Consider the following 21,608-nt stretch of genomic DNA (forward strand, 5'->3'; position numbering starts at 1 on the left):
CATTTGAGGTGCGATTACCCAGGGGGTAGAGCTAGGAGCGATCGCTTTATAACTCAAAAAGCCCTAAAATGATTTATCCATTAAATCGCTGTAATCCATGCCCAAACCCGCCGACATTGGTACTAAACGTTTAATTAGTTTGGCTCCTAACAATTGGGTAAAGTGGGTAACGCAAATACCTGATATTGTTACCTCTGATATTCTCGATCCACAATTTCAGTGGGTGAGCCGAGAAAGCGATGTTTTAGTTCGCGCTCAAAGTCCGCTTTAGCCGAAGAAAAGTACAATCTGCCTACCTATCCTGTATTAATTAATATTTTAAAAGCAGGTAATACTGAGATTCCAACTTGCTATCAGTCAGACTTTGCAGGGTTAAAAGCCCGTCAAGATTATCGCGTAATTAATTTATGGGAGGTTGATGTAGAAATCGCCTTTCAAGAACCAATTTCGGCTCTAATTCCGTTTGTTCCTATACTTAAAGGTGGCGCAGAAGAATCAGTAGTGCAAAGAGCCTTGCAAATTTTACGCAGCGATCGCCAATTGAGCGAACTTGAGACAGTTATGGCTTTTTTTGCTAGTTTTGTACTAGATAGCGCGTTAATTCAGCAAATAATGAGGTGGGATATGGCAATAATTAGCGAGTCGCCCTGGTATCAACAAATTTTGAAAGAAGGAGAACAAAGAGGTATCCAACAAGGCATTCAGCAAGGCATACAAGAGGGCGAACAAAGAGGTATCCAACAAGGAGAGCAAAGAGGGCTATAACGGGGAATACTATTAAGTATTGAAACGGGTTTAGAACTTAAATTTGGGGCTGAAGGTTTAGCATTATTACCCGAAATAGCCCAAATTTCCGCTCTAGAGCGATTAAAAGCAATTCAACGAGAAGTAATGACTGCAAATACTTTAGAGCAATTGCAGCAAATTATCTAAACTAAGCTCCCATTCCTGAGTATTGCTTAAGTCCTTTGCGCCATAACCAGCGATTCCAAAGGAAGAAGAATCCGCCCCAGCCAAGCATTACTAAAAATCCTTGGATTATATTTACATCTTTTAAGCCAATTAGCAGCGCGGCGGGAAAATGGACTAAGTAAGGGAATGGTGTCCACAGTAATACTTCGCGCACGCCTTGGGGAAACATCTCTAAGGGCGCAATTAGCCCCGAAAGAAACAAATACAGCAAAAACCACACGCTTTCGATTGCACTAGCTCTTTCCGTCCAAAAAGCAAATAAAGCAAAGGTATACTGAATTATAAAGCGCAAGGCAAAAGCAAAAATTGCCGCTAAAGCAAAAAGCAGAATATTACTTAAGCTGGGAATCCAAAAAGCTTGAGGATAGACAGCGAAAAATAGGGCTATCAGTGCTAAAGCAAAGGGTAAACGGGCAAACCTTTCGGAAAAATGCCCCGCGACGTGATGCCATACGGGATCTATCGGCTGTAATAAGCGTGGTGACAGTCGCCCTTCAATGACTTCTTTTTCAAATTCCCAAATTACCCAAACAACTGTAAATTGCCTAATTACAAACACGGCGAGAAAGTAACGAGTAAAGTCTACAGGAGTTAGCCCAAATTGTCCGCCTTGGGCTGCTTGATACCACACGCCCATCAAAATTAACGGCAAACTACCAGATAATGCCCATAAAAATAGCTCGGCGCGATATTCCATCATGTAGGCGTAGTAAACCAAAGATAAAACCTTTGCTTTTCGCAAAACTGCCTTCATGACACACCCCCAGCGTTGAAAACTCGCCCGATGATTTCCTCCACTGGGGGATCGGTTACGGTTAAGTCTACTACTTCTAATTCGGCTAACATCTTAGCTACACTGCGAGTTAGTTCGTCACGCTCTACTAAAAATCTTACCGATTGCCCGTCTAAAGCTTTGATTTCACCGTAGGGTAATAGTTTGGCTTCTGGTATTGGATGAGCAAGTTCTATTTTTACTTCCCGACAAGGAGCAAAGTTATCAATTAATTTCTTTAAGCCGCCGTCGTATACTAATTGTCCTTGATGAATAACGAGGACGCGATCGCACAAAGCGGTAATATCTGCCATATAGTGGCTGGTTAAAAGGATTGTTGCCCCATATTTGCTATTGTAGTCGCGCAAAAAATCCCTTACTCCTACTTGAGCATTGACATCAAGCCCTAAAGTGGGTTCATCTAAAAATAACACTTGGGGACGGTGCAACAAGGCGGCGAGAAATTCGGCTTTCATGCGTTCGCCCAAAGAAAGTTTACGCACGGGTTGCTTGAGCTTATCTTGCAGAGATAACATTTCTGTAAGCTCTCCTACACGCATTTTATATTCTCGGTCAGAAATGCCATAAATAGCAGCGTTGATTTTTAGGGAGTCTAAAGCGGGTAAATCCCAGATTAACTGTTGTTTTTGCCCCATAACTAGGGTAATTTTCTGCAAAAAGGCAGTTTTGCGCCCAAAGGGGGTATATCCAGCAACTTGTACTTTGCCGGATGAGGGATGAATTAGCCCAGTGAGCATTTTTAATGTAGTGGTTTTCCCGGCTCCATTTGCCCCCAAAAAGCCTACTACTTCCCCCGACTCAATTTGAAAGGAAACTTGTTTTACAGCGTCTACAGAGCGATAGGTACGGTGGAAAAAGTGGTTAATGGTTCCTTGCAGTCCGGGTTCTTTGATGGCGACAGGGTATACTTTGCTGAGGTTTTCAGCCTCGATAATTGGCATAATTTGGTGATAGGCGATCGCACTAGGATTTGCAGTCTCTATTTGCTATTATGCTTAGTCTGCTAATCGTTTAACTTTTTTAGCCGATTAAAATAAGTGCGATCGCAATTTGAATGCCCTGTTGGATTAGTTGTAAAAATTCCGGGAAAATTGCGCCATATTAAATAGATTTCTCCTTGGCGGGGTAACTATTGGAGTCCTTCGGAGTCTAAAATTTCTGTCATTTGGGTTTGAGCAAATTCTCCCCAGTCTCGGTCAAATTGCCTATCTGTTGGTTTTTGAGTTTGGTAGAAGGCGCGTAACTGATTTTCTATCTGCTGTCGATACCACAATCGCAAGCCTGCTTCCACCGCCGCAGAAGGATTTTCTGTTATGCGATCAATATCTTGAAGCAGTTTAGCATCAACAGTAATTGAGATTCGTTGTTTGCTAACGGGTTGAGTCATGAGTCGGAAAATAATATTATTTTGATGATAATTTATACGATTGCGATCGCCCAAGGTAGCTAATAGAGATTCTTGGGGGTTTTTGGGGAATCCTGAAGTTATGACAATTAAAGTTACAGCGTCAGAAATGGAAAATGCGATCGCTTTTACCCAAACCCCTGAAGAACAAGAATTAGAAAAGAAGTTAGCCGAATTAGCTGCACTAGAAACCGCACTAGCAGGGCGTGAGTTAGATTTGGCAACAAATCAAGCCTAGTTACACGCTTTCGAGCGGGAATATCTGCGAATTGTCGGGAGTCGATACACCGAAATTGATCGGCTAGAGGCTCAAATTGCTGAGTATATGACTTATTTGGAATCAGCTAAAGACTTTAAGCCCTCAGACAGCTTGAAAAAACTTTATCGACAAGTAGCAAAACTGATTCACCCGGATTTGGCAACCGATGATAACGAGCGTCTACGCAGGCAAAATCTCATGATTGAAGCAAATCTTGCTTATGAAAATCAGGATGAGGAGCGACTAAAGGCGATTTTACACGGTTGGGAAACAAGCCCGGAGTCTATTCAAGGTGAGGGAGTTGTGGCTAAACTCATTCGCACTATTCGCCAAATTGCTCAAAGCCAGATGCGCTTAAAGGCAATTGGGGAGGAAATTGAGGCTTTAGAACAGACTGACCTTTATCAGTTGAGAAACCAAGTTATTACCGCCCAAGAAGCAGGAAGCGACTTACTAGCAGAAATGGCATTGCAGGTAGATGAGCAGATTACTACTGCAAAAGAACAGTTAAAAGAATTGAAAACTAAATTAGGTTTATAGAAATGAGCAACGATAGCGACAAAAACATTGTTCCATCAGAGAAGCCGGAACTATCAAGATATTCGTCAGATTTGATTAAAAGAGGATTGGATTTAGCAAATAAAAGCCAAGCTGTTAATAGCAAAGCCTCACAGCCACCGCAAGCGCCTATTATTCAAGTGGAGGCTAAGGAATTATTGAATTGTGGGTATGAGAAATTCTGTAAAGACGATTATCAAGGCGCAATATTTTACTATACGCAAGCACTACGAATTGCTCCTGACTATGCCGAAGCTTATTATATGAGAGGTATTGCTCGTGAGTGTGTAGAGGACAATCTGCAAAGTGCAATTGATGATTACACCCAAGCATTACGGATTGATCCTAACGACGCATCAAGTTACCACCAGCGAGGTAATGCTCGTGAGAATTTAGAAGACTACCAAGGCGCAATCGATGACCACACCCAATCACTGCGGATTGATCCTAACGACGCATCAAGTTACCACAGCCGAGGTGAGCTTAGTGCTAAATTAGGAAACCACAAAAGCGCAATCGATGACTATACCCAATCACTGCGAATTGATCCTGACTATTGTTGGAGTTACCAAAGCCGAGGTGAGGTTCTTTACAAATTAGGAGACAGACAAGGCACAATTGATGACTGTACCCAAATACTACGACGGGTTTGTCCTCCTAATGACTCCATTATGTCTATAGATAACTCCTTAAGACGTGACGGTTACCACCTCCGAGGTAAAGCTCGTTTTGAATTAGGAGACTATCAAGGCGCAATTTATGACTATACCCAAGCTTTGCAAATTAATTCTAACGATGCCGATGCTCATAACAAACGAGGTAATGCTTACTACGAATTAGGAGACTACCAAGGCGCAGTTGACGACTATACCCAAGCCCTACGGGTTAATCCTAACTATTTTGAGGGTTACTACAACCGAGGTAATGCGCGTTATAAATTAGGAGATAAGCAAGGCGCAATTGATGACTATAATCAAGCCCTGCAAATCAATCCTAACAATGTCGATATTTACAAAAACCGAGCTATTGCTCATTATAAATTAGGAGATCAGCAGGGCGTAATTAATGACTATACCCAAATACTACGAATCAATCCTAACGATGCGAATACTTACAAAAAACGAGCTATTGCTCGTGCTGAATTAGGAGATAAGCGAGGCGCAATTGATGATTATACTCAAATACTACGCATCAACCCTAACGATGTTGAAGTTTACCACAGACGTAGTAAAGCTAGTTCTGCTTTGGGAGACTATCAGGGAGCAGTAGAGGACTTACGGAGATCCGCGAACCAAAGATATTAAAGCTGATATCGAAGTCTAGGTCTATTTCAAATAATTGTTATAAACCTAGGAAAATCTTGTTAAAAATCTAAATTTGATAGCTAAGAAGATACTCCTCTGCTCTTAACTTAAGGCGATCGCCTTCCAAAATCAAATTATCAATTTCTTGCTTAATTTCCATGTAAGGCTGTCTAGCCAACTTCTTTTCTCGTTCGGTTTCTCGTCGAGTTTCTGCCCTAAGTCTCCCCGCCCACTTATGTTTCCCGAAAATATCCAAACCAAATGAAACCAGACTATCAGGGCTAGATTGGGCTGCATCCTGATTAATACTGCTTATAGTTACACTTAATTCTTTTTTAATAGCTCTTAGTTGCTTTTGGAGTAAGTTAATTTGCTTAATCTGTAGCTTGACGGATTTAGGATTATCGAGAGTTAGCGATAGTTTTGACGCAATGTGCTGGAGTTCTTCTAATGTAGCCATGATAATTTTTTAGTAGGCTTTACATTTAGAGTACCCAACTAGCCATTGCTAAATTAGGTATTAGTCTGGAAATATTCAAGGCTTATCTAATTCAACCGTAAAAGTTTCATTACCTACGGTAACGCGATCGCCTGTAACTAATTTTCGTCCCCGCCGAGTTTCAATTTCGCCATTAACTAAAACATTGCCGTCAAGTATCATCAGCTTGGCTTGTCCGCCAGTGGGTGCTACTCCCACCCATTTCAAGAATTGGTCGAGTTTGATAATGTTGTTTATTTGAGTCATTGGGCGATCTAGGGTTGTACTGTCCTTACGACTACAAAGCCATAATAAACTTATGACGGCAAAGTGCGATCGCATATTTGGAGTTAAAGATGAAAAGTATAAGCATACATGAATTTAGAGATAAGGCTGCTTACTATCTAAAAAGTCGTGAAACGATCTCCGTCAAACGTCACGGTAAGATAGTCGGCTTTTACGTTCCAGTTAAAGAGTCAGATGAAACAGAAGTTCAAGCAGCATTGACACGCCTTTCTCAATCAGTGAATGAAGTATTGACACAGAGCGGTTGGGATGAGGAAAAACTAAGTATTGCCTTAGACTTGTCCCAACCTGAATAGTATGCGCTTAGTTGTCGATACAAATATTTTGGTTTCTGAGTTGACGCGCAAACGGGGACGAGAGTTAATTATTCATCCAAGTTTAGAACTATACATAGCACAGATGGCTTGGGAAGAAACTTGTCATGAGTTGGGTAAACGCATCGAGAAGATGGTACGCAAGGAAGTATTTTCTCAGGAAGCTGGGCAAAATTTATTGAGTGATGCAATTACTCTTGCTGAGACTAAATTAATTATAGTACCTCATGAAATTTACGCTTCATGGGAAACTATAGCTAGACTTCGTATTCCTCGCGATCCCAATGATTGGTTTACTGTCGCTTTAGCGTTAGTTTTACCCACAGGAATTTGGACGAATGATGGTGATTTTTTGGGCTGTGGTTTACCAACTTGGACTACAGAAACACTCCTGTCTCATCTGTCATTATCTAATTGAATGTTTTAATAGTTAAAAATATGAATAAACCCGCCGCCCCTTCCTGCCTAAATTACTACTACACCCAAATTAAAACTATTATTCTGGCTCGGCAAAATCCGATTACAGGCTTGCTCCCAGCTAGTACGGCGGTTACTGCTCACGGCGATTATACTGATGCTTGGGTTAGAGATAATGTTTATAGTATTTTAGCCGTGTGGGGATTAGCGATCGCCTATCGCAAAATAGATGAAGATCAAGGGCGCACCTACGAACTAGAACATAGCGTAATTAAGTTAATGCGTGGGCTATTGTTTGCCATGATGCGCCAAGCAAGTAAAGTTGAGCAATTCAAACACAGTCAAGCTTCAATTGATGCTTTGCACGCCAAATACAACACGCAGACGGGCGATATTGTTGTCGGTGATGGCGATTGGGGACACTTGCAACTAGACGCTACTTCAATTTTTATCCTGATGCTGGCGCAAATGACCGCTTCGGGGTTGCAAATTGTCTTTAGCCTGGACGAAGTTAATTTTATTCAAAACCTGGTTTATTACATTGGGAGAGCCTACCGTACTCCTGATTACGGCATTTGGGAGCGGGGAAATAAGATTAATCACGGCAATTCGGAATTAAATGCAAGTTCTGTGGGAATGTCTAAAGCAGCCTTAGAAGCGATCGCAGGACTAGATTTATTTGGGGTACGGGGTAGCCAAGCATCAGTAATTCACGTTTTACCCGATGAAATTGCCCGCGCCCGAATTACTTTAGAAAACCTGTTACCGCGAGAATCTGGCTCAAAAGAAATTGACGCTGCACTGCTAAGTATAATTAGCTTTCCGGCGTTTGCGGTGGAAGATGTTTTATTAGTAGATCGCACCAGAAACGACATTATTAATAAGTTACAAGGAAAGTATGGCTGCAAGCGCTTTTTACGCGATGGTCATCAAACCGTTTTAGAAGACAGCCATCGCTTGCATTACGAACCTTGGGAACTCAAACAGTTTGAGCATATAGAGTCAGAATGGCCATTATTTTTCACTTATTTACTGTTGGATGGCATTTTTCGGGGAGATACGGAGCAAGTTAAAGAATATCAGCAGCTTTTACAACCTTTACTAATTGAGCAAGATGGATTGCAGTTGTTACCAGAACTCTATTATGTTCCCCAAGAAAACGTTGAAGCGGAGAAAAAAGCCCCCCACTCTCAAAGACGTTTACCTAACGAGAATGTCCCCTTAGTTTGGGCGCAAGGCTTATATTTACTCGGTCAAATGCTGAGTGAAAAATTGTTGTCAGTGGGAGATATTGACCCCTTGGGGCAGCATTTACGATTGGGACGCGATCGCCAAGCCCTAGTACAAATTGCCCTCTTAGCGGAGGATGAAGACTTGCAAGCCCAGTTAGAAGTCTATGGGATTCAAACCCAGACACCCCAGCAATTAGAGCCGATTCAGGTGAGATTCGCGGGGGATCTTTCGGCAATTTTTACCCAAATTGGACGCAACGATAAATTAGGCTTAACAGGTCGTCCGGTGCGGCGATTGAGGAGTTTGATTGCGTCTAGAATCTTTCGTATTCGCGGCGAAACGATTGTATTTTTACCTTCATTTTTAGACGTGCAACAGTTTTATTTAACCCTTGACTATCATTTTTTGGTAGATGAGTTTAAAAATGAATTAGCTTACATCCAGCAGCATTGGCGCGAATTGGGTCGTCCGACTCTGACTTGGAAGCTGACTCATACTATGTTTGAAACAGGTAGCGAGGCAATTCTAGCCCTCATGCAGGAACTCCAAGCCGGACTTTGTAATGGTGTAAAAGTAAAGTTGGGGCGGTTAAATCAGTTGATGCTAACGGCGACTACCGAGCGGATAGATTTTATCCATGACTTTAATTTTGCCCAATCACCACTTACCGACGCTACCCCGAAAAAATATTATTTAGCTTGTCTCCCAGAAAAAAATCAGCCCCTAGGTAAAGTTCAAGAATTTCAGATAGAGCGGGAAACTAACCTAAACTTTTTATTAGATTGTTTGCGTGATTCTCATAATATTTACGAGCAAATTGAGTTATTGCAGACATTAAAACGCTTGCAGGGAATAGAATTTGATACAGGTTTTGGCGGTGAGGGACAAAAGGTAGCAATCGCCAACTTATTAGATGAAGTTTATACCCAAGCAGGAAAAGCCGGAATTTGGGCAGTAGTACGCAGAGCGGCGGGTTTGCGGCAAATGGTAGATATTGGTTTATCCGACCAAGTGACGAAAATGCTAGTACGGGGCAAGCAAATCGCTGTAGGCAAGTCTTATAGTATAGATTCGCTAATTTCGCGTCCGGTATCTAGTAACGAGATTGCCTCAAAAATTGATCGCTTTTGTGGGGAAGATATACGCGATCGCGTTTTGACTCAAGAAATCCTTATCTATTGCGGTTTACTAATTCGAGCAGAACCCCAACTGTTTAGCGGTTTACTAACTTTAAAGGTAGGCTATCTAATTTTACTAATGACTAGCGATCTTGCCCGTGAATTGGGCGTGACTCAAGATGAAGCTTACGAGCATTTAATGCAGCTTTCACCCTTTGAAGTCAAGTTGCGATTGCGTCAAGTATTAGTTGGTTATGAAGGTATGAATCAACTATTGCGCCAGCAAGAATCTCTGCACGTCAAGCAACAAGAAAGCGATATAGAGTGGGTAGTTGTGCCAGCGCCAGACAATCAAATGCCTACAGAAAGTTGGCATCAACAAAGGCAATGGGACGGTTCTACAAACCGCGTACCAAAGGATTTTTATCAAGGTGTATGGCAATTATTGCACCACTGTAAAGGTGTAGTTATTGGCGATAAATTAGAGCGACGCAATCGTTTAGATAGCGATTTAATTTTAGCAATGACACCGGGAGAGAAAAATTTTGCCCTGCAAGTCGAGCATTTGCTAAACAAAATTGAAGCGCCAGAGTATAGACAAGTGAATGTAGAAGCCTTAATGGAACTTGCAGAAATTGCCCAGCGCAACCCAAAATTACAAATTGAGGAATATATTGTACTAGATGTATTGGTAGGTCATGCGGTGCGTTTAGGATGGCTAGACAATAATGCTGAAAAAGGCGATCGCTATGATGAATATAAAGCCGCCGCGTGGAAGTCTTTTTACAACACTTCTCCTAGAGAATGTGCGGTGTTAGTCGTGAAAGCCGTCCGCTTTCTTACTCAATTTGGGGCTTAAGCTAAAGATAGAAATAAGAGAAAAAACATGGAAATAGGCGTTCCCAAAGAGACAAAAGACCAAGAGTTTCGCGTAGGTTTAAGTCCTAGTAGCGTCCGCGTACTCAAAGAAAACGGTCACAATATAGCTGTAGAAAGTCTTGCAGGTATGGGTTCAGGTTTTACAGACGAGGAGTATCAGCAAGCTGGGGCGCAAATTGTTAATGCTGTAAATGCTTGGAATCGTCAGCTAGTAATCAAAGTTAAAGAACCCGTAGCCGCAGAGTACGATTTTTTAGCTAAAGAGCAGTTGTTGTTTACCTATTTGCATTTAGCCGCAAACCGCCCCTTGACCGAACAATTGATTGATTCGGGGATAACTGCGATCGCCTATGAAACTGTAGAACTTTCTGGCGCTAATAAACTACCTCTGCTTACGCCCATGAGCATCATTGCGGGACGTTTGGCGGTGCAATTTGGGGCGCGGTATCTCGAACGTCAACAAGGCGGTAGAGGGATTCTTTTAGGGGGCGTACCAGGTGTTAAACCAGGGAAAGTAGTAATTTTAGGTGGCGGAATTGTCGGTACAGAAGCGGCGAGAATTGCTGTAGGAATGGGTGCGGCGGTACAAATCATTGATGTAAATGTCGAGCGTTTGGCATATCTTGAAACTATATTTGGTTTTAGAGTAGAGCTACTTTACAGCAATTCTGCCCAGATTGAAGCGGCGGTAAGGGATGCCGATTTGCTCATTGGGGCGGTTTTAGTACCGGGGCGTAAAGCACCGATTCTTGTATCTCGCAGCTTAGTTAAACAAATGCGATCGCGTTCAGTTATTGTTGATGTTGCCGTCGATCAAGGGGGTTGTGTCGAAACCATGCACCCAACATCGCATACGCAGCCTACCTATGTAGATGAAGGAGTAGTACATTATGGAGTTGCTAATATGCCCGGTGCAGTTCCTTGGACAGCAACCCAGGCGCTAAATAATAGTACATTACCCTATGTTTTGCAATTAGCTAATCTCGGAGAGAAAGCTTTAGAAATCAACTCAGCTTTGGCGTTGGGAGTAAATGTAACTAAGCATCAATTGGTACATCCGGCGGTGCGAGAGGTGTTCCCAGACTTAGTTAATTAATATCAAAAGATATCTATACTTTGGAGGATCTGGAATTATGGCTAAATCAAGCCTCCGCCTAGCTGAAAATATTAGCGGCGATTTTTATGTTGATAGTAGTTGTATTGACTGCGATACTTGCCGTTGGATGACTCCATCAGTATTTAATCGCGCTGGGGGACAGTCGGTAGTGTATCATCAGCCAACAAATGAAACAGAAAGATTAAGAAGCTTGCAAGCGCTCTTAGCTTGTCCGACAAGTTCTATTGGGACAGTTGAAAAGCCTGTAGATATTACTGGTGCGATCGCATCTTTCCCGATTCCCGTCTCAGAAAATGTCTACCATTGCGGCTATCACTCTAAAAACTCCTATGGCGCGGCGAGTTATTTAATTGTGCGTCCAGAAGGTAATGTTTTAGTAGATTCGCCTCGATTTGCACCACCATTAGTTAAACGTTTAGAGGAAATGGGCGGTATTCGTTACTTATATTTAACCCATAGAGATGATGTCGCCGATCATCAAAAGTTTCATGAACATTTTTTATGCGATCGCATTCTCCACAGCGATGATATTACAACAGATACTCGCAATGTTGAAATTCAGCTAACTGGTTTAGAACCTTTTGCCTTAGATAGCGATTCGTTAATCATCCCCGTACCCGGACATAGTAAAGGCCATACAGTTTTGCTGTACAAAAACTTCCTATTTACCGGAGATCATTTAGCATGGTCAGAAGGCTTACAGCAATTAGGAGGCTTTCCCGATGTTTGTTGGTATTCGTGGTCAAAGCAAGTTGAATCAATGCGTCAATTACTCGATTACTCTTTTGAGTGGGTTTTGCCTGGTCACGGCAGGCGCTACCATGCAGATACAGCAACAATGCACCAGCAAATGCAACAATGTGTAACTTGGATGGAATCAGTACGTTAATTTAGCTTTTTGCTAAAGGTAAATGCACTCTAAAACAAGTTTTTCCCGGTTGAGATTCAAAGTAAATATTGCCGCCATGTCTATTTACAACTATGCGGTAAGCAATTTCTAAGCCTAAACCCGTCCCTTCCCCCACACCTTTAGTTGTAAAAAATGGTTCAAAAATCCGCGATTGAATAGCAGGGGGAATAGCTGTACCATTATCAACAATTTCGGCGATCGCACAGTTATTATCTTGAAAGGTGCGAATTTTTAGTTCGCCCTTACTACCCATAGCATGGATGGCATTATCAATTAAATTCGTCCACACTTGATTAAGTTCGTTGCCGTAGGCGTTAATTAAGGGAATAGTGCGATCGTAGTTCTTCGTTACAACAATCCCCTGTTTAAGTTTATGACCGAGTATTAGTAAAGTATTATCAATTCCCTCATGAATATCTATTTCTTGTAAAGGCGCGGTATCCATATAGGTATAGCCTTTTACAGCTTTGACTAATTCAGAAATTCGCGTTGTACTTTGTTCAACTTCGTTAATTAATCCTGAAGTGGCTAAGTTTGCCTCTAACCAAATTAGGGCATCATTTAGAGATTGACTGTCTAAATTGTTCTTAATCTCCGCTAATTTTTGCGAATCTATACCGAAGTTTACGAGGGTAGGCGCAAGTTGCCAAGCTTTGCTTACATCATGGTTTTCTAGCCAGTCTGTAACTTCGTCTTCTTGATCGCTTTGAGTTAAAGTATCGTACTGAGGAGAATTAGCACAGTACGAAATTGCGTCTATTTGCACCTTTGCTAAAAACTTTAATTGTTCGGTAGTCAAACAATGCTGATTTAGCTGTACTGTCAACCTTTGCAGGCTAGTAAAGCGCTCTTTCAAAGCATTAGCTGCCCGTTTTCCGGCGGCGGCGGGATTGTTCAATTCATGGGCTAAACCTGCGGACATTTTACCCAAGGCTGCTAGTTTTTCTTGCTGTCTTAGCTGTCCTTCAACATCGATAGTTCTTCCCACCATTGCCGCCAAAATTGTATCGCCTACAGAAGCGCATTCAATCAATAGTCGTTTAAAAGCTGCTATTTCAATCCGAAGGACGCGGCTTGCAATCGTAGCATGAGCGCTGGCAATTGATGCTGAGTGATTCAACATTGAGATTTCGCCCATAAATTCGCCCTGATGGTGAATAGCAAGCAATCTTTTTTCGTTACTTACTACTTTTGTAATTTGAATTTCCCCTGCTAAAACAACGTGAAAGCCGTAATTTTCCTCACCTTCAGTAAATAAAATCTCCCCCGCCGCCAACTGAATTTCTGTCCCATGCGATCGCATTTGCTGCAAAGCTTCATCCGGTAACTTAGGAAATAGTGTAGTTTGGTTTGGATCATGTAGCATGGCAAAACCTAAATCTAATAAAAGACTGTTAGCGAAGACAATCTTTTGTATTCAAATATAAAAAATTATCGCACTTTAATACTTGTTGCAAGTTACTTAAAATAATCGTTGAATTTGATAGTCATCAAAGGCACAATCGGCGCTACCACGGGGATACAGTAATGATGCACCAGTGTGTAGCTTGAATGGAATCAACAAAGCGTTAAATAGAAATAAATCTATCCCCGACGATTGCGCCAAACATCAAGAGGCTACCCACATACCGCTTAAAGGCTTTAAATGCGGCTTCTGACTCCTAGCCTACTTAGCCAGCAATTTTGCCTATGGACTCGTCTGTGCTTTGCAACTGGTGAAATGTTAGTTGGAGTCGCCAATGGTTCAAATACTGGATTGGTGGCTGTCTTAGCAGTGAAGCAGGTAGCTAGGCTGAACGCAAAATACCGCCAATTGAGTTGGCTAATTTTGGCACAGTTTATTGTTTCTGATATTGATGGACTTATTAAACAAGTCCTCCCACACTCTTGGGGAATTATCTTCTTCGGAGGTTTTGTAAAGACTCAATAAAGTTTAAATAAAGAAATTATGTATTTGATTCAATAAATACAAATAAAGGTATATTCTATAGTTATAGAGGTAGAAAACGTGCTAGAAATAGCTACTCTACTTATTTTGATTGTTTGTGTTTTGTATGTGTAAAATAGTCATAAGTAGTTAACTGAGGAGTTTAATACTATTAAAATGAAACGTAGAAATCTACTTCGTATTCTAGGCTTTGCCATCCCTTTAAGTGGAGTAGCTTTGTTGGTACCCAAAGCTTCCGGTGCAACTAGAAAAGTAAAAAAAGCTTTTATTAAAAATAAGTCTATAGAGTTTGTTGAAGATAGTGATGAACCTAACACAACGCAAGTGAAGGTTAAAGGCAAGAAATTTGACCGCTCTTTTCAAATTAAGAAGAAAAACAACAAATTTGTTACAGGTTATTTCCCTTTTGGAGATGAGTTTACTTCATTAGAGGAATTAACTGCTGAAGTAATAGAATCAGGTCAACTAGATTTAGATTAATAGGAGATTATATGGCTATCCGCAAAAATATACGTTCTTTAACTACTACAGAAAAAGCAAACTTTGTTAACGCTTGCTTAGCTTTAAAAGATAACAATAAAGCTGGTAATAAGTGGAATGAGTTTGTTTTAATTCATTCACAAACTTCTACAATTTTTACGCCATCTAATTCTAGTAGAACGCAGCCTCACGGAGGACCTGCTTTCTTAGCTTGGCATAGGTACCACCTACACCTACTTGAATTAGCCTTACAACAAGTCTCAGGCAACTCAAATATAGGGGTTCCTTATTGGGACTGGACGCAAGATACAACCAATCCTTTCAACGCTCCTTTATGGAGTGATGATTTAATGGGTGGTAATGGAGATACAAGTGATAGTTCTTATGTTGTAAAAACAGGACCATTTAGATTTTCTCAGTGGACAATTATAAATGAAGCGGGCAATCCTGTTACTTATCCTGATAATAGATTTACTGGTGGACTTAAACGTAGGTTTGGTAATGACATTGGCAGTCTTCCCACAATTACTGAAGTAAATAATGCTGTTTGGATTCGTAATTATGATGACAGTCCTTACGACAGAACAAGTAATAATTCAGCGCGTAATGCTATTGAAGGATTTATTAATACTCAATTGCATAATAGAGTTCATCGTTGGGTTGGTCAAACAATGAGAACTTCTGGTGCGCCTAATGATCCTTTATTTTATTTACATCATTCAATGATTGATAGAATGTGGTGTCGTTGGCAATCTGGTAATGGCTTAACTGCTTATGCTCCTAATAGTGGTGGACCTTTTAGACATAATCTAAATGACCCTATGCTTCCTTGGGATATTACTCCTAATCAAATATTAAATTATAATAATCTTGGTTATTCTTACGACAGTTTAAGATAAGTTCTAGACTTTAGTTCGTTTAAAATAAAAAACTTATTCAATATGAGCTTTTTATTTTTATTACTCTTTTAGATATAGGTTTAAAAACCTATGGCAGGATTGATTTTATTATGTGATAACTGTTTTCTGCATGGTTATAGCCTTAGTTTGATTTACTTAGTCTTACAAGTTTATTTAGTGTCTAACGTATCACAAAACTTTGCTGAGATATTGATGCACAAATTGAACGCAAATTGAACCTTCGCCCACACCAGAGGCTACGCGCTTAATAGAATTATGCCGAACATCGCCCACCGCAAAAACTCCAGGAATATTAGTTTCTAATAAAAATGGGTCGCGCTCTAAAGTCCATCCTTTCGGGCGAGTTCCGTTAGGTTTCAAGTCTTGTCCTGTTAAAATAAAACCGCGATTGTCTCTTTCTAAAACACCCTCTAGCCAATCTGTACGCGGGACTGCGCCGATAAAGATAAATAGCGAAGTAGCGCTCACAGTTAGGGTTTCGCCCGTTTGAGAATTAGCAATAGAAATAGCTTCTAAGCTTGTTTCCCCTTTTGCCTCAATCACGCTAGAATGCACCATGACTTTAATGTTTGGTGTCTCATTAATTTGGGCAGTTAGGTACTGAGACATACTTTTAGTCAAAGACTCACCCCGGACTAAAATTGTTACTTGGCTGGCGTACTTAGAAAAATACATTGCCGCTTGTCCGGCAGAATTTGCTCCACCAATAATATAAACTTCTTCTCCTTGACAAGATATTGCTTCAGTTTGGGCTGCACCATAGTACACCCCAGCGCCCGTTAATTTTTCAAGTCCTGGTACATCTAAGCGTTTCCAAGACACCCCAAGAGCCAAAATTAAGGAGTGGCAGCTAATTTCACTACCATCGGCTAGTTGGACAAAGCGATAAGGATCTTCTACGCGAATTCCTTTTACTTCTTGAGGCGTGAGAATTTCTACCCCAAAGCGCCGAGCTTGAGTTACCGCCCGTCGTGCCAAATCTGCCCCGCTTAAACCCACTGGAAACCCCAAATAGTTCTCAATGCGCGAACTTGTCCCCGCTTGACCCCCTGGAGCCTCTCGTTCAATCATGACTGTATCTAGTCCTTCGGATGCCCCGTAGACAGCCGCCGCTAAACCCGCTGGCCCACCCCCAACAATAATTAGGTCATAAAAGGGATTTCCGGCTTTAGTTTGCAAGCCAATTTTTTCGGCTACTTGAATGTTTGTAGGTTGCGACATACTAGAGCCATCAGTAAATAGTACCAAAGGCAGTTGTAGGCGATCGCACTCAGCATAACTAACTAGCTGTTGGGCTTCCTCTGAAGACTCTATATCTAACCATTGATAGGGTACTTGGTTACGAGCTAAAAAGTCTTTAATCTCGTGAGAGCGCGGCGACCAGCGATTGCCAATGATGCGGATGCCCTCAAAGGGAGGATAAAAATTTGCTAACCAATCGTCGAGCAAATCATTTAAAACGGGAAACAACTTTTCTTCGGGGGGATCCCAAGGTTTCATCAAGTAGTAATCAATTTGGGTACTGTTGATGGCGCGAATCGCTGCATCAGTATCGGCATAAGCTGTAAGTAGAGCGCGTTTCGTGTTGGGGAAAAGTTCTAGTGCTTGTTCGAGAAATTCTACCCCCGACATTTGCGGCATGCGTTGATCGACTAAAAACAAGGCTACAGACTGGTTGCGGAGTTTGACTTGCTGCAATGCGACCAGTGCTGTTGCCCCAGAATCGGCACGCAAGACGCGAAATTTGTCTCCATATTCTTTTTGTAAGTCACGCGAAATTGCTCTCAAGACTTCTGGATCATCGTCAACGGTCATGATTACGGGTTTAGCCATAGCGCGGTATCGACCTTTTGTCAGTTAATTTTGATTTTTCTAGTCGCGGCGATTAGAGGCAATTTTGCTGTAAATGTAGCTTCTTTTCCTGCCCTTGAGATCCGGGCTTTAACTGTACTTTCACGCATTTCTACCCACAATAATTACAGATTTTAAAGGTTGCTTTAAGAGCATATTTGACATCTCTCACTAGGTAGCCACCCATCTCTATTTCTCTCAAAAACAGGAGAATTATCATATTTTCCCCCCTTTTTCAAGGGGAGTCAAAAAGCGGTGTAGCTTGGCTTCCCGCTTTGTTGACGTGTTCTTGGGGGGATCTCTTACGGCAGATTACCGTTAACTATTCAACTTCTTAGCCATTAATTGATTAGTCAACTTTGGATCGGCGCGTCCTCCAGTTTGTTTAATCACTTGTCCTACAAAGAAGCCAATTAGCTTAGTTTTGCCATTGCGATACTGTTCTAATTCCTTGGGATTTGCAGCGACCACCTGCTCAATAATTACCTCTAATTCCCCAGTATCAGAAATTTGGATTAAACCTTTGCTTTCTACTAATTCTTTTGCTGAACCGCCTTTAGTTAGCAATTCTGGCAGAATATCTTTAGCAATTTTGCCACTAATTGTCCCTGATTCAATCAAATTAATTAATTCGGCTAAAATTGGCGGTTTAAGAGCAATTTGGGTAATATTGAGTTTATTTTGATTCAAATAACCCGCAATATCGCCCATAATCCAGTTAACAGCTTGTTTAGCGTTAGCACCCGCATTAATTGTACTTTCAAAATACTCAGCAACGGCTCTTTCATCGGTCAAAACCCGTGCATCGTAAGCGGAAAGTTGAAAATCATTTTCGTATCGGCGGCGTTTGGCGGCGGGAAGTTCGGGTAATTCGGAGCGCCATTTTTCTAAGGTGGCTTTCGCGACTTCAATTGGTGCTAAATCTGGTTCGGGAAAATAACGATAATCGCTAGAACCTTCTTTGACACGCATACTAATAGTACGTTGGCTGCCTTCTTCCCACAGCCTCGTTTCCATAATAATGGGGCTTCCGGCTTCAATTGCTTTGGTTTGGCGCTCGATTTCGTACTCAATAGCTCGTTGAATGGCATTAAACGAGTTCATGTTTTTAATTTCTACTTTTGTGCCAAACTCTTTTTGTCCCACCGGACGCACGGAGATATTGACATCGCAACGCAGAGATCCTTCTTGCATATTGCCATCGCTGACACCCAAGTACAGCATTACCCGGCGCAATTCTTGGGCGTATTCTGCCGCTTCTACACCTGTTGTCATATCTGGTTCGGAGACAATTTCGACTAGAGGTACACCAGTGCGATTAAAGTCTACTAAGGAGTAAGTAGAACCGGATAAGCGATCGCTTCCTCCATGTACTAGCTTGCCTGCATCTTCTTCCATATGCAAGCGAGTAATGCCAATTTTTTTCCTTACAGGATTGCCATCAGCATCAATTAATTCAATCTCCAGATAGCCATGCTCGACAATAGGCAAGTCGAATTGAGAAATTTGGTAGTTTTTGGGGGAATCGGGGTAAAAATACTGTTTGCGGTCGAATTTGCTATAGGGGGCAATTTGGCTATTTAAAGCCAGTCCCGCTTTAACGGCGTATTCGAGTACGCGCTCATTTAAAACGGGTAAAACGCCGGGATAACCCATACAGACAGGACAAATATTCGTATTTGGCGGTGTACCAAATTCGGTTGAGCAGTTACAAAAAATCTTAGTGTTTGTTTTTAGCTGACAGTGGGTTTCTAAACCAATTACAGCTTCATATTGAGTTTTAACAGGAGTATCTGTAGTCATATTTCTATTTTAGATTGAACGCGAGAGCGACAATTAGGCTTTATAGGGAATAATTACATTTTTTGCTTGCGAAGCTCTGCGAGCGCGCTTGCGCTTTGCGCTACTAAAGCTGTACATCTATACAAGTTAACAAAGGTTTCTCATGTCCTGGGTAAAAAATCTCGTACCCGTCCTTACGATGCTCTGTTGTACAACTATAGCTAATACTGCAAGCGCTGATTCTTTTGACCAAGATGTATCGCAATTTATTTCTGATGAAGGTACGATTATCTACTTAGGAACGGGGATAGTTTTACCTTTGCTCTTAGATGGCAAAAATGGTAAAAACCAGTCTTTAAGGGTGGTAGATTCCCTTGGTACGAGCTTACTTGTGTGCGAAGGATTAAAGGCTGTAACTGATGTTCAACGTCCTGATTCTGACGAGCGCGATAGTTTTCCTAGCTGTCATGCGACCTTAGCTTTTACGGTGGCGACCATGCAAAGTGAGTTTCAGCCTAAATATACGTTGCTTTGGTATGCGGGGGCAAGTGTGATCGCCTATTCAAGAGTAAATCTTAATCGCCACCGTTGGACGGAAGTATTAGCGGGTGCAGCTATTGGTTACGGCATTGCTAAATTAGAACTGAGTCAACCTAACGGACTACTTTTGTTTCCGATTATTGGTAGCGATAACGAAGGGGGAACAATAGTAGGGTTGCAAATGAGTAAGTCTTTTTAACGTGGGGAATTGGTAATTGGTAATTGGTAATGGGGAATTGGTAATTAAGCAAATCTTTTTAACTAGCTTTTGTTGCTACGCCAATAATATGCGGGGTGACAAGGGGAACTGGCGCTTGAAAATCTTGATAATCAACCTTAGCAAAACCAGCATTTTTGATAGCTAACCCTGTTTCTCGATTGGGATTGCAACCATCGCCGATTATATTCCAAACTGGCTTAACTGTATTTTGTACCTGGCGCAAAAAAGTACCTTTTGGCGCAGCAATGTGTTCAATAAATAAAAAACGTCCACCGGGTTTTAGCACTCTTAAAACTTCCTGCAACGTCTTATCTAAGCTAGGTACAGAACACAAAACTAATGTACTGACAACAGTATCGATACTATTATCGAGTGCGTTTATGTTTTCGGCGGAGTTTGTTTGAATTTCAACACTCAAGCCTAATTTTTCGGCGGTTTTTTGCAAGTAAGAGTGCATAAACGGATTAGGTTCAACTCCAATCCAGCGAATATCAGTCGGATAGTAAGGAGCGTTAGCACCTGTACCAGCGCCAATTTCTAATATAGTGCCTTGTAAGTTTGTAAATAGAGCTAATTTGCGATCGCGGATCTTTTTTTCATATTCCACCGTTCCATTCGCCATTAACCAAGCAAATATCTTTTTGTACCAGTGAGTATTAATGCTATTTTGGGCTGAAGACTTTTCACTAACCATATTTATATTCTTAGGTGTAGAGACGTTGCAATGCAACGTCTCTAGCATTAGTTTTTAGATCGCACAAAATTCTTTTCTATGTGAATGACAAATATCAAGCGTGAAGATTTGCTTGTTCCTGCAACCAAGGATCGACGGGTTCTCCATCGCGGCGACTCAATTGGACTTCTACTACCATCACCTCTTTGGAGCCTGGAGGCGCGGGTTTTTGCAGAAATTTAACATTGTAATCCGCCGGGTTGTGATTGCGCTCCTTGAGCCAATCTTGTACCTTTGTAGTGGCAAATAATGATTGCCCTTGTTCAAACATTCGGGTAATCTGCATTTGGAGCGTGTAAGGATTTAATCTACCCATAATTTCCTCTAAAGTTAGTTGGGATCGATGCCTAATTCTCGGAGTTTAGCTGCTAATTGCTGCGATCGCACTTTTTCTTGTTCTAACTCCTGCTGCGATTGTTCTAACTCTTGCTGCGACTGTTCTAACTCCTGCTGTGCTTGTTCTTTGGCGAGTTTTTCTTGTTCTCTAGAAGTTGCTAATTCTACATAAGTCGCAAATTTTTCGCCATTGGGTCCGTACAATTGCAACTCTGTACCCAACATATTAAATTTGATTCCTAATCTAGGGCTAACCCAATCTAGCATTTCCTCGATTACGTCTAATCGTCCGTCACGACGCAACCAACCGCTTAAATCGCCCTTAGCGGGGTCGTATAGATAATATTCTTCCACACCGTAGCGATCGTAAAATACGAGCTTTTTGTCTAATCCTGTTTGCGTATTTCCGGGGGAACGAACTTCAAATACCACCTGTGGTGCAATATTTCCTTCTTTCCACTGCTGATAAGAACCGCGATCACCTTTTGGTCTACCCATAATTACCATAGCGTCTGGTGCGGCGCGGATAACATTGTTACCTTCTACGGGATACCACAACAAATCCCCAGCGATAAATACATTTTCATCGTTTTTAAACAGCCATTCCAAACCTTCTTTAATCGTAACTATCCAGCGAAACTGTTTAGTATTATCTGACATTGGTTCGCCGTCGCAATCTGGATAAACTATCTCAGTTTGATGGGTAGATTGTATTTGTGTAACCATTGCCTTACT

At 41.5% G+C, this 21,608-nt stretch carries 25 protein-coding genes; 14 read left to right on the forward strand and 11 right to left on the reverse strand.

Annotated elements, in window-relative coordinates:
- Positions 1-97 precede the first annotated feature (97 nt).
- Together C7B70_RS27500 and C7B70_RS26770 are read left to right on the forward strand one after the other, a co-directional pair.
- Entirely contained in the window at positions 98-271 is a 174-nt protein-coding gene (locus C7B70_RS27500) for a hypothetical protein (protein WP_233220772.1), read from the forward strand.
- Positions 220-765, forward strand: coding sequence for a hypothetical protein (locus C7B70_RS26770; RefSeq protein ID WP_233220773.1), 546 nt, complete (start codon positions 220-222; stop codon positions 763-765). The genes C7B70_RS27500 and C7B70_RS26770 overlap by 52 nt, the downstream gene beginning before the upstream one ends.
- A 169-nt stretch (positions 766-934) precedes the next feature.
- On the opposite strand, the gene C7B70_RS00815 is transcribed toward C7B70_RS26770, so the two are convergent.
- The 3 genes from C7B70_RS00815 to C7B70_RS00825 form a co-directional block, all read right to left on the reverse strand.
- Positions 935-1,726, reverse strand: coding sequence for an ABC-2 family transporter protein (locus C7B70_RS00815; protein WP_106367165.1), 792 nt, complete (start codon positions 1,724-1,726; stop codon positions 935-937).
- Positions 1,723-2,706 carry an ATP-binding cassette domain-containing protein gene (locus tag C7B70_RS00820; protein WP_106367166.1) on the reverse strand — a complete coding sequence of 328 codons (984 nt, stop codon included), beginning with the start codon at positions 2,704-2,706 and terminating at the stop codon, positions 1,723-1,725. The genes C7B70_RS00815 and C7B70_RS00820 overlap by 4 nt, the downstream gene beginning before the upstream one ends.
- Positions 2,707-2,894: 188 nt before the next feature.
- Positions 2,895-3,152, reverse strand: a complete 258-nt coding sequence (locus C7B70_RS00825; RefSeq protein WP_106367167.1) for a type II toxin-antitoxin system CcdA family antitoxin — start codon at positions 3,150-3,152, stop codon at positions 2,895-2,897.
- Between the two features lie 100 nt (positions 3,153-3,252).
- Here C7B70_RS00825 and C7B70_RS27505 point away from each other — a divergent pair, with 100 nt between their 5' ends.
- The 3 genes from C7B70_RS27505 to C7B70_RS00835 all read left to right on the forward strand — a co-directional run bounded on the left by C7B70_RS27505 (position 3,253) and on the right by C7B70_RS00835 (position 5,291).
- Positions 3,253-3,408, forward strand: a complete 156-nt coding sequence (locus C7B70_RS27505; protein ID WP_233220774.1) for a hypothetical protein — start codon at positions 3,253-3,255, stop codon at positions 3,406-3,408.
- An 87-nt stretch (positions 3,409-3,495) separates the two neighbouring features.
- Entirely contained in the window at positions 3,496-3,969 is a 474-nt protein-coding gene (locus C7B70_RS00830) for a hypothetical protein (protein ID WP_233220775.1), read from the forward strand.
- Between the two features lie 2 nt (positions 3,970-3,971).
- Positions 3,972-5,291, forward strand: coding sequence for a tetratricopeptide repeat protein (locus tag C7B70_RS00835; protein ID WP_106367168.1), 1,320 nt, complete (start codon positions 3,972-3,974; stop codon positions 5,289-5,291).
- 67 nt (positions 5,292-5,358) lie between these two features.
- On the opposite strand, the gene C7B70_RS00840 is transcribed toward C7B70_RS00835, so the two are convergent.
- Together C7B70_RS00840 and C7B70_RS00845 are read right to left on the reverse strand one after the other, a co-directional pair.
- On the reverse strand, positions 5,359-5,751 hold the full coding sequence (locus C7B70_RS00840) for a hypothetical protein (RefSeq protein WP_106367169.1): 393 nt from the start codon (positions 5,749-5,751) through the stop codon (positions 5,359-5,361).
- A 75-nt stretch (positions 5,752-5,826) separates the two neighbouring features.
- The gene (locus C7B70_RS00845; RefSeq protein ID WP_339376690.1) at positions 5,827-6,111 is read right to left on the reverse strand and encodes an RNA-binding S4 domain-containing protein; all 285 of its coding nucleotides are present in this window, start codon (positions 6,109-6,111) and stop codon (positions 5,827-5,829) included.
- 14 nt (positions 6,112-6,125) lie between these two features.
- On the opposite strand from C7B70_RS00845, the gene C7B70_RS00850 reads away from it, so the two are divergent.
- From C7B70_RS00850 to C7B70_RS00870, 5 genes are read left to right on the forward strand one after another with little or no spacing between them, the layout of a single operon-like run.
- Positions 6,126-6,371, forward strand: a complete 246-nt coding sequence (locus tag C7B70_RS00850; protein WP_106367170.1) for a hypothetical protein — start codon at positions 6,126-6,128, stop codon at positions 6,369-6,371.
- 1 nt (position 6,372) lies between these two features.
- Positions 6,373-6,807, forward strand: a complete 435-nt coding sequence (locus C7B70_RS00855) for a PIN domain-containing protein (RefSeq protein WP_106367171.1) — start codon at positions 6,373-6,375, stop codon at positions 6,805-6,807.
- A 20-nt stretch (positions 6,808-6,827) separates the two neighbouring features.
- Positions 6,828-10,016: a glycoside hydrolase family 15 protein gene (locus C7B70_RS00860; RefSeq protein WP_106367172.1), complete on the forward strand. Its 3,189-nt coding sequence runs from the start codon at positions 6,828-6,830 to the stop codon at positions 10,014-10,016.
- A 27-nt stretch (positions 10,017-10,043) separates the two neighbouring features.
- Positions 10,044-11,132, forward strand: a complete 1,089-nt coding sequence (ald, locus tag C7B70_RS00865) for an alanine dehydrogenase (protein ID WP_106367173.1) — start codon at positions 10,044-10,046, stop codon at positions 11,130-11,132.
- A 37-nt stretch (positions 11,133-11,169) separates the two neighbouring features.
- A complete protein-coding gene (locus C7B70_RS00870; protein WP_106367174.1) occupies positions 11,170-12,042 on the forward strand; it encodes an MBL fold metallo-hydrolase in 873 nt (290 codons plus the stop codon).
- Position 12,043: 1 nt separating this feature from the next.
- Here the strand turns inward: C7B70_RS00870 and C7B70_RS00875 are convergent, their stop codons facing one another.
- Complete coding sequence (locus C7B70_RS00875) at positions 12,044-13,429, reverse strand: sensor histidine kinase (RefSeq protein WP_106367175.1); 1,386 nt, start codon at positions 13,427-13,429, stop codon at positions 12,044-12,046.
- Positions 13,430-13,708: 279 nt separating this feature from the next.
- Here C7B70_RS00875 and C7B70_RS00880 point away from each other — a divergent pair, with 279 nt between their 5' ends.
- The 3 genes from C7B70_RS00880 (at position 13,709) to C7B70_RS00890 (ending at position 15,390) form a co-directional block, all read left to right on the forward strand.
- Positions 13,709-13,993, forward strand: coding sequence for a hypothetical protein (locus tag C7B70_RS00880; RefSeq protein WP_233220776.1), 285 nt, complete (start codon positions 13,709-13,711; stop codon positions 13,991-13,993).
- A 174-nt stretch (positions 13,994-14,167) separates the two neighbouring features.
- Positions 14,168-14,491 carry a hypothetical protein gene (locus C7B70_RS00885; protein ID WP_106367177.1) on the forward strand — a complete coding sequence of 108 codons (324 nt, stop codon included), beginning with the start codon at positions 14,168-14,170 and terminating at the stop codon, positions 14,489-14,491.
- A gap of 11 nt (positions 14,492-14,502) precedes the next feature.
- Positions 14,503-15,390 (forward strand): tyrosinase family protein, encoded by an 888-nt coding sequence (locus C7B70_RS00890; protein WP_106367178.1) that lies wholly within the window; start codon positions 14,503-14,505, stop codon positions 15,388-15,390.
- A 189-nt stretch (positions 15,391-15,579) separates the two neighbouring features.
- Here C7B70_RS00890 and C7B70_RS00895 read toward each other — a convergent pair whose 3' ends face one another.
- Both C7B70_RS00895 and gatB read right to left on the reverse strand, forming a co-directional pair.
- Positions 15,580-17,244, reverse strand: coding sequence for a response regulator (locus C7B70_RS00895; protein ID WP_106367179.1), 1,665 nt, complete (start codon positions 17,242-17,244; stop codon positions 15,580-15,582).
- Between the two features lie 336 nt (positions 17,245-17,580).
- The gene (gatB, locus tag C7B70_RS00900) at positions 17,581-19,065 is read right to left on the reverse strand and encodes an Asp-tRNA(Asn)/Glu-tRNA(Gln) amidotransferase subunit GatB (RefSeq protein ID WP_106367180.1); all 1,485 of its coding nucleotides are present in this window, start codon (positions 19,063-19,065) and stop codon (positions 17,581-17,583) included.
- Between the two features lie 142 nt (positions 19,066-19,207).
- Between gatB and C7B70_RS00905 the strand changes: the two genes are divergently transcribed.
- The gene (locus tag C7B70_RS00905; protein WP_106367181.1) at positions 19,208-19,783 is read left to right on the forward strand and encodes a phosphatase PAP2 family protein; all 576 of its coding nucleotides are present in this window, start codon (positions 19,208-19,210) and stop codon (positions 19,781-19,783) included.
- 58 nt (positions 19,784-19,841) lie between these two features.
- Here C7B70_RS00905 and C7B70_RS00910 read toward each other — a convergent pair whose 3' ends face one another.
- The 3 genes from C7B70_RS00910 to C7B70_RS00920 form a co-directional block, all read right to left on the reverse strand.
- Positions 19,842-20,498, reverse strand: coding sequence for a class I SAM-dependent methyltransferase (locus C7B70_RS00910; RefSeq protein ID WP_106367182.1), 657 nt, complete (start codon positions 20,496-20,498; stop codon positions 19,842-19,844).
- Positions 20,499-20,592: 94 nt separating this feature from the next.
- Complete coding sequence (locus tag C7B70_RS00915; RefSeq protein ID WP_106367183.1) at positions 20,593-20,853, reverse strand: hypothetical protein; 261 nt, start codon at positions 20,851-20,853, stop codon at positions 20,593-20,595.
- Positions 20,854-20,867: 14 nt separating this feature from the next.
- Positions 20,868-21,599: a Uma2 family endonuclease gene (locus C7B70_RS00920; RefSeq protein ID WP_106367184.1), complete on the reverse strand. Its 732-nt coding sequence runs from the start codon at positions 21,597-21,599 to the stop codon at positions 20,868-20,870.
- Positions 21,600-21,608 lie beyond the last annotated feature (9 nt).

Origin of the sequence: Chlorogloea sp. CCALA 695 (assembly GCF_003003885.1) — a bacterium.
GTDB lineage: Bacteria > Cyanobacteriota > Cyanobacteriia > Cyanobacteriales > Chroococcidiopsidaceae > Aliterella.

Coding starts and splice junctions, on each gene's coding strand:
- C7B70_RS00880 (WP_233220776.1), top strand. CDS start 13,709: ATGCGGCTTCTGACTCCTAGCCTACTTAGCCAGCAATTTTGCCTATGG.
- C7B70_RS00855 (WP_106367171.1), top strand. CDS start 6,373: ATGCGCTTAGTTGTCGATACAAATATTTTGGTTTCTGAGTTGACGCGC.
- C7B70_RS00850 (WP_106367170.1), top strand. CDS start 6,126: ATGAAAAGTATAAGCATACATGAATTTAGAGATAAGGCTGCTTACTAT.
- C7B70_RS00890 (WP_106367178.1), top strand. CDS start 14,503: ATGGCTATCCGCAAAAATATACGTTCTTTAACTACTACAGAAAAAGCA.
- ald (WP_106367173.1), top strand. CDS start 10,044: ATGGAAATAGGCGTTCCCAAAGAGACAAAAGACCAAGAGTTTCGCGTA.
- C7B70_RS00875 (WP_106367175.1), bottom strand. CDS start 13,429: ATGCTACATGATCCAAACCAAACTACACTATTTCCTAAGTTACCGGAT.
- C7B70_RS00860 (WP_106367172.1), top strand. CDS start 6,828: ATGAATAAACCCGCCGCCCCTTCCTGCCTAAATTACTACTACACCCAA.
- C7B70_RS00915 (WP_106367183.1), bottom strand. CDS start 20,853: ATGGGTAGATTAAATCCTTACACGCTCCAAATGCAGATTACCCGAATG.
- C7B70_RS00840 (WP_106367169.1), bottom strand. CDS start 5,751: ATGGCTACATTAGAAGAACTCCAGCACATTGCGTCAAAACTATCGCTA.
- C7B70_RS00920 (WP_106367184.1), bottom strand. CDS start 21,599: ATGGTTACACAAATACAATCTACCCATCAAACTGAGATAGTTTATCCA.
- C7B70_RS00895 (WP_106367179.1), bottom strand. CDS start 17,244: ATGGCTAAACCCGTAATCATGACCGTTGACGATGATCCAGAAGTCTTG.
- C7B70_RS00825 (WP_106367167.1), bottom strand. CDS start 3,152: ATGACTCAACCCGTTAGCAAACAACGAATCTCAATTACTGTTGATGCT.
- C7B70_RS00905 (WP_106367181.1), top strand. CDS start 19,208: ATGTCCTGGGTAAAAAATCTCGTACCCGTCCTTACGATGCTCTGTTGT.
- C7B70_RS00835 (WP_106367168.1), top strand. CDS start 3,972: ATGAGCAACGATAGCGACAAAAACATTGTTCCATCAGAGAAGCCGGAA.
- C7B70_RS00845 (WP_339376690.1), bottom strand. CDS start 6,111: ATGCGATCGCACTTTGCCGTCATAAGTTTATTATGGCTTTGTAGTCGT.
- C7B70_RS27500 (WP_233220772.1), top strand. CDS start 98: ATGCCCAAACCCGCCGACATTGGTACTAAACGTTTAATTAGTTTGGCT.
- C7B70_RS27505 (WP_233220774.1), top strand. CDS start 3,253: ATGACAATTAAAGTTACAGCGTCAGAAATGGAAAATGCGATCGCTTTT.
- gatB (WP_106367180.1), bottom strand. CDS start 19,065: ATGACTACAGATACTCCTGTTAAAACTCAATATGAAGCTGTAATTGGT.
- C7B70_RS00820 (WP_106367166.1), bottom strand. CDS start 2,706: ATGCCAATTATCGAGGCTGAAAACCTCAGCAAAGTATACCCTGTCGCC.
- C7B70_RS00910 (WP_106367182.1), bottom strand. CDS start 20,498: ATGGTTAGTGAAAAGTCTTCAGCCCAAAATAGCATTAATACTCACTGG.
- C7B70_RS00830 (WP_233220775.1), top strand. CDS start 3,496: ATGACTTATTTGGAATCAGCTAAAGACTTTAAGCCCTCAGACAGCTTG.
- C7B70_RS00815 (WP_106367165.1), bottom strand. CDS start 1,726: ATGAAGGCAGTTTTGCGAAAAGCAAAGGTTTTATCTTTGGTTTACTAC.
- C7B70_RS00885 (WP_106367177.1), top strand. CDS start 14,168: ATGAAACGTAGAAATCTACTTCGTATTCTAGGCTTTGCCATCCCTTTA.
- C7B70_RS00870 (WP_106367174.1), top strand. CDS start 11,170: ATGGCTAAATCAAGCCTCCGCCTAGCTGAAAATATTAGCGGCGATTTT.